Origin of the sequence: Massilia violaceinigra, from assembly GCF_002752675.1 — a bacterium.
GTDB lineage: Bacteria > Pseudomonadota > Gammaproteobacteria > Burkholderiales > Burkholderiaceae_D > Telluria_A > Telluria_A violaceinigra.
In genome coordinates this window covers 181,422-193,367 of sequence record NZ_CP024608.1, presented here as the reverse complement: position 1 = coordinate 193,367, position 11,946 = coordinate 181,422, and the positions used below count along the sequence as shown (strand labels likewise).

The window sequence follows — 11,946 nt, the reverse complement described above, 5'->3', positions numbered from 1 at the left end:
CGGCTGGGACTCAGACGGCGCGGCCGGAGCGCAGCATATCCTGGTGGAGTCCATTGATCCGGCCCGCGACGTCGTCGCCGTTGGCGATGTTGGTCTCGCTGATTTCGCTGCCCTTGGTGAAGCGATGCCCGATGCGCACCGAGTAGGAGCGTGTGCTCCAGCTCCAGAAGCCCGGGATGAAGGTGGCGCTGTCCACGTCGCGCCACAAGACGCCGTGGCGGCCCTTGGCCCATGGCAGTATGCCCGAATAAAGCCAGACACCGGTATCGTCGTAGTACAGCTGCACGCTGCGCAGCAGCAGGACGCGGTAGCCGATAAACAGGGCCGAGCCAACGAACACCAGGAGGGCGGAGATAGTGCCGATCTGAAATGCGAGTGGCAGCGCCACGCCGAACAGCACGAGGGCCAGCAGGCCAACGCGGGCGTAGGCAAACCAGGACTTGACGCCGAGGAGGGTTGCACCGGTCGCGTTATTTAATTCGGTTTCTTCTTCCATGGCTTCAATTCAATATTGGTTGATAAAAACGCATGATGTCACGGAATGCCTGCGGACGCTACTACAAGCTTGCATAGCCTTACCTCAGCCCGTCCTGCAGCATGCGCAGCATATCCCCCGGTGTCATGCGGGCCGACACATCGCTGCCTTCGAGCAGGCTGTCGGCCAGGTCGCGCTTGTGCTTGTGCAGGTCGACGATGCCTTCCTCGATGGTGTGGCGCGCCACCAGCCGGTAAATGGTTACCGGCCGCTGCTGCCCCATGCGGTGCGCGCGGTCCGAGGCCTGGTCTTCCACCGCCGGATTCCACCACGGGTCCATGTGAATCACGTAATCGGCCGCCGTCAGGTTGATGCCGACCCCGCCCGCCTTGAGGCTGATCAGGAACACATCGCCTTCGCCGGCCTGGAACGCATCGACCCGCTTTTTGCGCTCCTGCATCGGGGTAGATCCATCCAGATATTGGTACTTGATTGCGCGTTCGTCGAGATGCTTGCGGATCAGGGTCAGGTGGTCGACGAACTGGCTGAACACCAGCACCTTGTGGCGGTTGTCGAGCAGCTCGTCGAGCAGGCGCGCGAACACGGTGAGCTTACTGCTTTGCAGGCCCAGTTCCGGCGCCACCAGCGCCGGATTGCAGCAGGCGCGGCGCAGCTTCATCATCTCGGCCAGGATCTGGATCGACTTCTGGTTCTCGGGCGCTTCGAGCGCGACCAGCTTGGCGATGGCGTCGCGCCGCAGCGATTCGTACAGCGCCGTTTCTTCCTCGGTCAGATCGACCGGCAGCACGATTTCGGTACGCGGCGGCAGTTCCGACAATACCTGCGCCTTGGTGCGGCGCAGGATGAACGGCTGGATCAAACGCCGCAGCCGCAGGCGTGCGCCGGCTTCGGCGCGCTTGTCCTGGGCCCGTTCGATCGGCCCGGCAAAGCGCAGGTTGAACTGGTCGCTGGTGCCGAGCAAGCCCGGATTGATGAAGCGGAACAGGTTCCACAACTCGCCCAGGTGGTTTTCCAGCGGCGTGCCGGTGGCCACCATGCGGAACTCGCCCTGCAGCGCCATCACGGCCTGCGAGCGCTTGGTCGCGGTATTCTTGATCGCCTGCGCTTCATCGAGCACGATGCTGTTCCAGCGCACCTTGGCGAACGCCGGCGCTTCCAGCTGCAGCAGGCCGTAACTGGCGATCACCAGGTCGAACGGCCCGGCCTCGGCCAGCATGGCGGCGCGGTCGCCGCTGCCGAACAGCTTGACGTTGAGCGTCGGCGCAAAGCGCGCCGCCTCGCTGATCCAGTTCATGCACACCGACGTCGGCGCGATCACCAGCGCCGGGCCTTGCGGCGCGCGCGACAGCAGCAGTGCCAGCGCCTGCAGCGTTTTACCGAGGCCCATGTCGTCGGCCAGGCAGGCGCCCACGCCCCAGTGAGCCAGGCGCGCCAGCCACTCGAAGCCCTCGACCTGGTAGTCGCGCAGCTCGGCCTGCAGGGTGCTCGGCAAGCGCGGCACGAAGGCCGCGTTCTGTTCCATGCGCGCCAGGTGGTCGCGCCAACCCTTGTCGGTGTCGACGCTGCCCGCATCCTGCGCCAGGTCTTCCAGCACGAAGCTGGCCAGCGCATGCACCTTGACTCCGTCCGCGCTCGGGGTACCGAAGGCCGACAGCTCCATCAGGCGCCGGTGCAGCTCGGACGTCAAGGCCATGAACTGGTTGTCGCCCAGCGCCACGAAGCGGCTACCGTTTTCCCTGAGCATATCGAGCAGGGTGCGCAAGTCCATGATGCGGTTTTCGTCGACCTGCACTTCGCCGCTGGCCGCGAACCAGTCCTTGTCGCGCTTGATGGAGAGGCGTACCGACTTCGAGTCGGCTTTTTTCGCGAGGCGAAACGGTTCGCCTTCGGGCCAGGCCAGCAGCACCTTCGCCGGGTCCAGTTCCTGCAGTTCGGCCAGCAGTTCCAGGCACTCGATGGGGTTCGCCAGCAGCCATTCGCCATGGTCCGATTCGGATTGCTCCAGCACGTGCAGCGCGCCGACCAGCTGGCGTTCGGCCTCGCGCTCGGCGTTCAGGTTGCGCCGCGCTTCCACGCGCGCGCCCGCCACGTCGGCGATCACGTTTTCGGCGCCCGAGCCGGGCGGATAGTAGGCGCCGGCATCCGGCAGGGGGCGCACCAGCACCTGCATCTTCAGGCCATGCTGGTAGGGCAGCAGGTGCACGTGCAGGCGGCTGTCGGCTTCCACCTGCGCGATATCGGCCGCGCTGCCGCCGATGTCCGACTGCACCGTGACGATCGACGAAATCGCGCCGATCGCCTTGAGCACCTGTTTTTCCGCGTGCAGCGGCACCACCAGCCCGTTGCCGACAATGGCGCCGATGCGGCGGTGCTCGTCGCTGATGCGCACCACGCGCAGGCGGGTCGGCGTTTCGCGCGTGACGCACACGTCGTCGGTGTTATCCAGAATCGGCGGCTGCAGGGTGATGGTCACATTGCCGGCGCGCGCCTTGATCATCAGTTCCGGCTCGCCCGGCAGCAGTTCCACGCGCGTGCCGGGGGCATCGATCCAGAACAGCAGCGGGTGACCGATCAGCGCGGCCACCGCCTTGTCCATGTCGAATTCGTAGCGCACCCCGCCGCCGCTGTAGTATTTGTAGGCGTTCAGGGTCGCCACCACGTGCAGGTCTTGCGAGGTGAGGAAGTCGAAACTGGCCGCGTCGTCCGACAGGCGCTTCAAGCCCATGGCGCGGCCGCGGCTCCAGCCGCCCTGGGCGTCGCGCTTCTGTTCGCGCGGTTCGATGTCCTGCACGCCGTACAGCGGATCGAAGCGCAGGCCCCAGACCAGGCGCGCTTCCTTGACCACTTCCACATTCACCGCCGGCTGCAGGTTGATCAGCGCATTGAGCTGGCGCTCCCACGGCTCTTCGCGCTCGAACCAGCCGCACATGTCGGCAAAGCGCAGGCGCTGGCGCAGGGCGATCGCTTCCTGTTCGTGCGAAACGGCGCCGATGCGCCCCAGCAGGGCGCCCAGCTGCGCCGCCACCAGGTCGAAGCCACCCTCGGCCGCCTGGGTCATCATCTGTTCGAGCTGGGCGCGCTTGTCGTCCAGCTGCGGCAGCGCAAGCCAGTAATGCAGCAGCGCGCGGAACATGAACGGCTGCAGCGCGCTTTCCCAGCTGCGCGTGGGCAGCACTGCCGCGTCGACCGTGCCGCCGCGGATCTGGCGCAGCATGTTCAGTTGCTGGTAGACCGCCGTATCGTGGCTTTGCACGGTGCGCGTGACGATGTCGAGATAGGCCTCGGCCAGCTTGTGGTGTTTCGGATCGGGACTGCGCAGCAGCGCCAGCACGTACAGGTGGCCGCCGATGCCGGGAAAGGTCATCTTGCGCTTGCCGGTTTCGCGCCGCAGCGTCTTGAGCGCCTGGTCGAAGCCGGCCAGCGCCTCGGCGTGGTGCTCGCGCAGCGTCAGGATCACGCTGCGGTAGAACAGCGCCATCGCATCGTCCATGTCGTGCAGCAGGTTCGAGGCGTCGTCCAGGCGGCCGCACAGGATCAGGTGTTCGGCCATGACGATGCGCAGGCCCATCGAGCACGCGCCCTGCGCCAGGTGGCGTTCGGCGAACACGCGCAGCTGCGGCGCGCTGGCCGGTTCGCGCTGGGCATTCTCCATCAGCACCCGCAGCACTTCATCGCGCAGTTGCGGGTGGATGCGCGCGAACAGCTCCGGCTCGAACGGGCGCGCGCAGATATCGACCAGCGGGTGCAGGTAGCCCGCCTCGTGGCAATTCATGCAGGCCGCCAGCAGCGGCGCCACCAGCGCCGGACCCTGGCCGCTGGCCAGCGCGATGCGCAGCAGCGCCACGCCCTGGCGGTAGCTGCGCAGGATGGCGAAGCCCTCCCAGTTGCGGCGCAGCGGGGTCAGGTTGTCGTAGGCGGCGGCCAGCGGGCCGAATTGGCCGGCGTCGAGCGCCGCGCTCAGTGCCGGCCAGGTGACTTCGGGCGTGACGATCCAGCCGCGGTGCTGCAGCTCGCCCGCCATGCCGAGTGAACGCAGCGATTCCATCGCCTCGACCATGCCGTCGTTACTGACCGTGATGCCGGCGCTGGCCAGATGCTCCTGGAGGCGGATGCGGCCCATCGGTTCACCCGCCATCGCCAGCATTGCGGCGATACTTTTTTCGAGCATGCCCAGTTGCGCGAAGCGGGCCCGCATCGTCGTTGCGTCTTGCTCGCTCATGCAGCTCCGGGAAGATTGTCGATCGCCACCACGGCCGGCTGCTCGGGCGAGGTCAAGCCGAAAATGCGCAGGTAAAAGTACAGCTCCGCTTCGAGCGTGCGCACGATGCTGTCGGCCTTGCGAAAGCCATGCCCTTCGCCCTCCAGCGTCATGTACGCCACCGGCACGCCGGCCGCGCGCAAGGCGCTCACCATCACCTCGGACTGCTGCGGCGGCACGACTTTATCGTCCAGGCCCTGGAAGAAGATCATCGGGCGCGTCAGCTTGTCGGTGTGGTTGATGGGTGAACGCAGCAGATACTGCATGTCCGATTCCGGCTTTGGTGCGATCAGATATTCGTTGTAGTGCGACTCGAATTTGTGCGAGTCGTCGTCCAGGCCCTTCAGGTCCGATACGCCGTAGTAGCTGGCGCCGGCCTTGAACACATCGTGGAAGGTGAGGGCGCACAGGGTGGTCAGGCCGCCGGCACTGCTGCCGCGAATGACCAGGCGCTCCGGATCGACCACGCCGCGCGTGGCCAGGTAATGCGCGCCGGCCACGCAATCGTCGACATCGACCACGCCCCACTGGCCCTTGAGGGCGTCGCGGTAGGCGCGTCCGAAGCCGCTGCTGCCGCCGTAGTTCACGTCCAGCACCGCGAAGCCGCGGCTGGTCCAGTACTGCGTGGCCAGTTTGAGGGTGCTGGCGGCCATGCCGGTCGGGCCGCTGTGGCCGATCACCATCAGCGGCGGTTTTTCCGTCGCATCGGGCGTGACGCCGGCGTTGCAGGGCGGGTAGTAGAAGGCGTGCGCGGTGCGCTGGCCATTGCCGCCGCTGGCGTAGGTGATGCTCTCCGGGATCGACAGATAGCCGTCGGCCGGCAGGTCGGTGATCGAGCGCGCCAGCACGTGGGGCCGGGCGCTGGCCAGATCAAAATGCGCCAGTTCCAGGGGAATGGTGGGCGAGCCGCCCAGGATCAGCGCCGCGCCGCCGCCCACCCGCAGCTCGCGGATTTCCTCGTACGGGTTGGTGATCGGGGCCAGCTTGCCGGTCTCGGGCGAGAGCTGGGCCAGCCGGCTCACGCCGTTTTCAATATAGGTGCAGATAATCTCGCCATCGCTGCGAAAGCCGTACATCGATACCGCGAAGGTCCAGTGCGGCGTGCCGAATTCGGCGGCGCGCTCGCACAGCGGCTGCACTGTCCCTTCGGCCAGGCGGTACAGATTCCACCATCCGCTGCGGTCCGACACGAAATGGAGCACGCCGGCCGGCGACCACTCGGGCTGGCAGACCGCTTCCTCGGGGCCGCCGGCAATCAGTGTGGCGGGGGCCAGCGAGCCGTCCGGATTGATGTGGGCCAGCCACAGTTCGGTGCCCTGCCACGGCATGCGCGGATGGTCCCAGCTCAGCCAGGCCAGGGAGGCGCCGTCCGGCGACAGGCGCGGGGCGGCGTAAAAGTCGCTGCCGTGGGCCAGGATGGTTTCGGTGCCGTCGGCGCCGACCGCGCACAGGGTATTGACCGGCTGGGCGCCGGGGACGGCATGGTCCTCGCGCACGACGATCAGGCGATTTCGCGCCGCATCGCGCGCAAAGTCGGCGTAGCGCGCGCTGCCCGGACGGGTTATCGCCTGCGGCGTCTGGCCGGGGTAGATCGCGTAAATACAGTTGTCGGCAAAGTGCGAGAAATACACCGTGCCCGCCGCCACCAGATAAGCGCCGCCGCCGTATTCGTGCACACGGCTGCGCACATTGAACGGGGCCGGCGTCAGTTCGAGCAGCTCGGCGCCGCGCTGGCGCAGCAGGGTGGTGCGCCCGCCCTCGCTCGCGCGCCCGGCCAGCCAGTAAGCGTCAAGGCCATCGGCCTGCGGCTGCGACAGCGGAGTGGCGCCGGCGGCCACGGTGGCGGCGCTGATAGGAGAAGGCCAGAGGCCGAAAGCGGCGCTCTGTGGGCTGGTCGAAGCTGTCATGGGGATGTCACTCGGGTTGGCGGTGGTATGGCATGATAGATAATACCCCGGCCCCGTGCAAATGGCGGTGCGCGGCGTGCGGCGCGGGAATGCGATAATAGCGCCTTTCTTCAAGCTTTCGACTCTCTCCCATGCCCCAATTCGCCCCGCTCCAGAACGACACATTCCTGCGCGCGCTGCTGCGCCAACCGACTGATTACACCCCTGTGTGGCTGATGCGTCAGGCGGGGCGCTACCTGCCGGAATACCGCGCCACGCGCGAGCGGGCCGGCTCCTTCCTGGGCCTGGCCAAGAACCCCGATTACGCCACCGAAGTGACCCTGCAGCCGATCGACCGCTATCCGCTGGACGCCTCGATCCTGTTCTCGGACATCCTCACCGTCCCCGATGCGATGGGCCTGGGCCTGTACTTCGTCGATGGCGAAGGCCCCAAGTTCGAGCGTCCGCTGCGCACCGAGACCGACGTCATGGCCCTGCGCGCGCCCGACCTGGACTCGCTCGACTACGTCTTCAAGGCGGTCACCCAGATCCGCGGTGCCTTGAATGGCCGCGTGCCGCTGATCGGCTTTTCCGGCAGTCCGTGGACCCTGGCCTGCTACATGGTCGAAGGCGGCGGCTCCAAGGAATTCCACACCATCAAAAAGATGCTGTACAACCGCCCGGACCTGATGCACCACATCCTGTCGACCAATGCCAGCGCGGTGGCGGCCTACCTGAACGCCCAGATCGACGCCGGCGCCCAGGCCGTGATGATCTTCGACTCCTGGGGCGGCGCGCTGGCCGACGGCGCCTACCAGACCTTCTCGCTGCAGTACATGCAGCAGGTGATGAGCCAGCTCAAGCGCGAGAAAGACGGCGTGCGCATCCCGGCGGTGGTCTTCACCAAGGGCGGCGGCCTGTGGCTCGACCAGATCGCCGACATCGGCGCCGACGCGGTCGGGCTGGACTGGACCGTCAACCTGGGCCGTGCGCGCGCGCTGGTCGGCCACAAGGTGGCGCTGCAGGGCAACCTCGACCCGGCGATCCTGTTCGCCAGCCCGGAACAGATCCGCGCCGAAGTCGAGCGTACCCTGACCAGCTACGGCAAGCCGTCCGACGGCTCAGGTCACGTGTTCAACCTCGGTCATGGCATCTCGCAGTTCACCCCGCCCGAGTCGGTCAGTGCCATGGTCGAGGCGGTCCACAGCTTCAGCCGCCAGCAACGCGCCGGCCTGTAGTCTGGCTACAGCGATGCCACCCTGACAAGGTGGTTTCGCTACCCCGCAGAACCTGTTTTCTAAACGACAATATCCCACTTATTCACAATTTTCAAAAACACCCCTGATTAAAAAGAAGGCGGCGCGGAAAAGTTTCCGATACTTGCAAGTGGTTGATTTTTAACGGATTATAAATTTTCCCTGTCGAGCCGAAGAGTGCGAATGTGGACAAGATACAGAGGGAAAACGCGGTTTTTCCAGCATTGTCCACAAAGTTATCAACAGGCTGTGTGGATAAAAATGAAAAGTCCCGCGTTTACCGCGACTTAGCGAATATGTGAAGGTTTTACATGAAGTGTTTGCTGCGCTGCATGATGGCGCAGGAGTGTGTCGGCAGGGCAAATTTGTGGTTTCCGGAAGTCACTGCGGCAACCGTCGCAAGCCCGCCGCCGGCTGTGCTTACCCACAGCGCCAGGCTGGCCAGACGACTACATTTTGCTGCCCTGCCGACTCACTTATGCACAGAACGCCGGTAAAATATGGTTTTCCCCGGCTCCCAAGGCGAATTTTACAAGTGGTTGATTTAAAAGGATTAAATTTCTTTGATTTTCAGTTGTTAGGCTCATCTATTGTGCAAGCACAAAGCTTTTGGCCTCACACAAATTGTTTGTCCACAAAGTTGTCCACAAGCTGAAGCAGCTTGAAACGATGTCCTGGACATCCATGACGATCCGCTTTTTGCCACCCGCTGACCCCGACCGACACCGACCCTGATGGCGTACTGCATCCTCAACATCGCGCTCGACACGCCGCTCACCAGCTGCTTCGATTACCGCTGGCCGTGCGCCGCCGGCGAGGAGCCGCTGGTGGGCCAGCTGGCGCTGGTCAGCTTCGGCCGCCGCGAGGTAGTCGGGCTCATCGTCGCCGTCAAACACGACACCGACGTCCCGGCCGACAAGCTCAAAGATGCGCTGGGCGTGCGCAGCCAGCTCTCTCCCCTGTCGCCGCAATGGATCGCGCTGGCGGCGTTTGCCGCCGACTACTATCAGCGCCCGCTCGGCGAAGTGGCCTTGCCCGGGCTGCCCAAGAACCTGCGCGTGCTCACCACCGTGGCGCTGGACCGCGCCCTGAAAAAGCTGGCCAAGAGCGCGCCTGTGCACGACCACACCCCGCTCGACATGCCGGTGCTGAACGGCGCGCAGCAGGAAGCGGCCGACGCCATTGGCGGCGCGCAGGGCTTCACCCCGATCCTGCTGTACGGCGTGACCGGCAGCGGCAAGACCGAAGTCTATCTGCAAGCCTGTGCCCAGGTGCTGGCGCGCGAAGAGGGCGGCCAGATCCTGATCCTGGTCCCCGAGATCAACCTCACGCCGCAGCTGGAAGGGAACATCCGCGCGCGCTTTCCCGGCGTGATGCTGGCCACCTTGCACAGCAGCCTGTCCGAGGGCGAGCGCATGCTGCACTGGCTGGCCGCGCACCAGGGGCAGGCCCGCATCATTCTCGGCACGCGCCTGGCGATCCTGGCCTCGCTGCCGCATCTGAAACTGATCGTCATCGACGAAGAGCACGACCCCTCGTACAAACAGCAGGAAGGGCTGCGCTACTCCGCGCGCGACCTGGCGGTGTGGCGCGCGCGCCAATTGAACATTCCGATCGTGCTCGGATCGGCCACGCCCTCGCTCGAGAGCTGGCACCACGCGGGTTCGGGGCGCTATCGCAAGCTCGAACTGCGCGAGCGCGCCGTCAAGGATGCGGTGCTGCCGCGCGTGAAGCTGCTCGACATGGAGCGCGACAAACCAGTCGACGGCATCACCTCGTACCTGACGGCCGCGCTGCGCCAGCGCCTGGAGCGCGGTGAACAATCGCTGCTGTTCCTGAACCGGCGTGGTTACGCGCCCGTGATCTGCTGCGAATCGTGCGGCTGGATCAGCAACTGCACGCGCTGCACCTCCTTCATGGTGCTGCACAAGCCGGAGCACCGGCTGCGCTGCCACCACTGCAGCCTGGAGCTGCGCATCCCGCGCCACTGCCCGACCTGCGGCAATGTCGACCTGCAGCCGCTCGGGCGCGGCACCCAGCGCGTCGAAGAAGGCTTGCAGCAGGTTTTTCCGCAGGCGCGCATCTTGCGCATCGACGCCGACTCCACGCGCCTGAAGGGCAGTGCGCAGGCCGCGTTCGACACGGTGCACCGGGGCGACGTCGATATCCTGATCGGCACCCAGATGGTCGCCAAGGGGCACGACTTCAAGAAACTGACGCTGGTGGGGATACTCAATCCCGACACGGCGCTGTTCTCGCAGGATTACCGGGCCAGCGAGCGCCTGTTCGCGCAGCTGATGCAGGTGGCGGGGCGGGCGGGGAGGGCGGCGCGCACGGAAGGCGGCAGCGTGAGCGAAGTGCTGATCCAGACGCGCTACGCCAGCCATCCGCTGTATTCGGCGGTGGTGAGCCACGACTACGACCGTTTCGCCACCGATTTGCTGGCGGAGCGGCGCCAGGCTGCGCTGCCGCCGTATCTGTACCAGGCGCTGTTGCGGGCCGAGGCGCCCGAGCTGGAAACGGCGATCGGCTTTCTGGAGAGTGCGCGCGACGCGCTGGTATTTCACGGCATCACCTTGAACGACCCGATTCCGATGACGATGACGCGGGTGCACAACGTCGACCGTGCGCAGCTGCTGGTTGAAAGTCCCTCGCGGCCGGCGCTGCAAGCCTTCCTCAAAGAATGGCTGGCCCTGCTGCGCGCCATGAAAAGCCGCGTCAAATGGTCGCTCGAAGTCGACCCCCTCGACATCTGAAGCAATTTTCCCCAACCGGGGTCAGAGCTCTGACTAGCAATAAAATCCCAACCAGAAAAATAATTGGTGTCAAAAAACAAGCAAACCACCACCGGGGTCAGAGCTCTGACTAGCAATAAAGATGGTGCCGGTCAGCCATTGGTAGGCTTCTCACAACGTTTTCGTACGCTTAACTCCCTTTAGACAACTTATAGCCGTCGATTGGCTCAATACATCGGTCGTCTAGGTCGGTTCCGCAACTAATTGCTAGTCAAAGCTCTGACCCCGGTGGTGCGGTATTTAGAGCTGTTGGGCAATCAATTGCTAGTCAGAGCTCTGACCCCGGTTTAGGGCTGGGGGAGGTAGCGGCGGGCGCTGGTGACGATGTGCTCGGTCAGAGCGCGCGTGAAAGGGGTGTCGATGTTCCACGCATGCCACGATAGCGGCGTGCTCCCGGTCTGCCCCGGCGCAAGATCGACCAGCTGTCCCGTGGCAATCCGGCTCAGCGCGCTCAGCTCGGGCATCAGGCCGTAGGCCACGCCGTGCAGGATGCAGTTGTCCAGCGCGGCCGAGACCGGCATGGTGTGATGGGGAAAGCGCACCGCGGCGCCGAACTCGCGCGCCAGGAACCGCGCCAGTTGCCCGCGCTCGCTGGTCACCGCCGGCGCCAGCGCCACCGCCTCGGCAATGAAGCCGTCGCCGAACCAGTGCCCCGCAAACGCGGGCGTGGCCACGCAGGTGTAGCGCATCAGCCCCAGCGGCGTGGACGTGGTGCCGACCGCCGCTTCGCCGGCATCCCCGGCCTCGGCCACGCAGGCGAACACGGCGCCCTCGCGCACCAGCCGCAGCGCACGCTCGCCGTCGGCCAGTTCGATGCGGAACTGGCAGCGCGGTGGCGACAGCAGCGGCGGCAGCGCTTGCGCGAACCAGGTCGCCAGGCTGTCGGCGTCGAGCGCCAGCGCCAGCGCGGGCAGGCTGGTGTCGCGGCCGAGGTCGATGTCGAGCGCCGCTTCCATCAGTTTGACCTGGCGGAAATGCACCAGCAGCCGCTGCCCCAGCCCGGTCGGCACCGACGGCGCGCCGCGTACCACCAGCAGGCGCCCGCACGTGTCTTCCAGCGCCTTGATGCGCTCCGCTACCGCCGTCTGGCTGATTCCCAGCAGCAGCGCCGCCTTGTCGAAACTGCCGCTCACGGCCACCGCGTCGAGCACAGCCAGGCCGCGATAGTCGAGATTACTCATCAGTAGAGCTGATCCATGGTGATTTTGATGAGCAATACTAATACGCCTGGGCCGGTGCTGCCAACGCGCAACAG

Annotated in this window: 6 protein-coding genes; 2 read left to right on the top strand and 4 right to left on the bottom strand. The window is 65.5% G+C overall.

The window, feature by feature from the left end:
* Nucleotides 1–10: 10 nt before the first annotated feature.
* The 3 genes from CR152_RS00830 to CR152_RS00820 form a co-directional block, all read right to left on the bottom strand.
* Nucleotides 11–496 carry a hypothetical protein gene (locus CR152_RS00830; protein WP_099872936.1) on the bottom strand — a complete coding sequence of 162 codons (486 nt, stop codon included), beginning with the start codon at nt 494–496 and terminating at the stop codon, nt 11–13.
* Nucleotides 497–575: 79 nt separating this feature from the next.
* On the bottom strand, nt 576–4,715 hold the full coding sequence (locus CR152_RS00825; RefSeq protein WP_229413236.1) for a DEAD/DEAH box helicase: 4,140 nt from the start codon (nt 4,713–4,715) through the stop codon (nt 576–578).
* Nucleotides 4,712–6,661 carry a dipeptidyl-peptidase 5 gene (locus CR152_RS00820; RefSeq protein ID WP_099872934.1) on the bottom strand — a complete coding sequence of 650 codons (1,950 nt, stop codon included), beginning with the start codon at nt 6,659–6,661 and terminating at the stop codon, nt 4,712–4,714. Before CR152_RS00820 ends, CR152_RS00825 begins: the two co-directional genes overlap by 4 nt.
* A gap of 131 nt (nt 6,662–6,792) precedes the next feature.
* On the opposite strand from CR152_RS00820, the gene hemE reads away from it, so the two are divergent.
* Both hemE and CR152_RS00810 read left to right on the top strand, forming a co-directional pair.
* Entirely contained in the window at nt 6,793–7,878 is a 1,086-nt protein-coding gene (gene hemE / locus CR152_RS00815) for a uroporphyrinogen decarboxylase (RefSeq protein ID WP_099872932.1), read from the top strand.
* 752 nt (nt 7,879–8,630) lie between these two features.
* Complete coding sequence (locus CR152_RS00810; RefSeq protein ID WP_099872930.1) at nt 8,631–10,652, top strand: primosomal protein N'; 2,022 nt, start codon at nt 8,631–8,633, stop codon at nt 10,650–10,652.
* A gap of 326 nt (nt 10,653–10,978) precedes the next feature.
* Here CR152_RS00810 and CR152_RS00805 read toward each other — a convergent pair whose 3' ends face one another.
* On the bottom strand, nt 10,979–11,872 hold the full coding sequence (locus CR152_RS00805; RefSeq protein WP_099872928.1) for an ArgP/LysG family DNA-binding transcriptional regulator: 894 nt from the start codon (nt 11,870–11,872) through the stop codon (nt 10,979–10,981).
* Nucleotides 11,873–11,946 lie beyond the last annotated feature (74 nt).

What these genes read in the sequence shown, in the direction of transcription:
- CR152_RS00830 (WP_099872936.1), bottom strand. Translation starts at nt 496, where the DNA reads ATGGAAGAAGAAACCGAATTAAATAACGCGACCGGTGCAACCCTCCTC.
- CR152_RS00805 (WP_099872928.1), bottom strand. Translation starts at nt 11,872, where the DNA reads ATGAGTAATCTCGACTATCGCGGCCTGGCTGTGCTCGACGCGGTGGCC.
- hemE (WP_099872932.1), top strand. Translation starts at nt 6,793, where the DNA reads ATGCCCCAATTCGCCCCGCTCCAGAACGACACATTCCTGCGCGCGCTG.
- CR152_RS00810 (WP_099872930.1), top strand. Translation starts at nt 8,631, where the DNA reads ATGGCGTACTGCATCCTCAACATCGCGCTCGACACGCCGCTCACCAGC.
- CR152_RS00820 (WP_099872934.1), bottom strand. Translation starts at nt 6,661, where the DNA reads ATGACAGCTTCGACCAGCCCACAGAGCGCCGCTTTCGGCCTCTGGCCT.
- CR152_RS00825 (WP_229413236.1), bottom strand. Translation starts at nt 4,715, where the DNA reads ATGAGCGAGCAAGACGCAACGACGATGCGGGCCCGCTTCGCGCAACTG.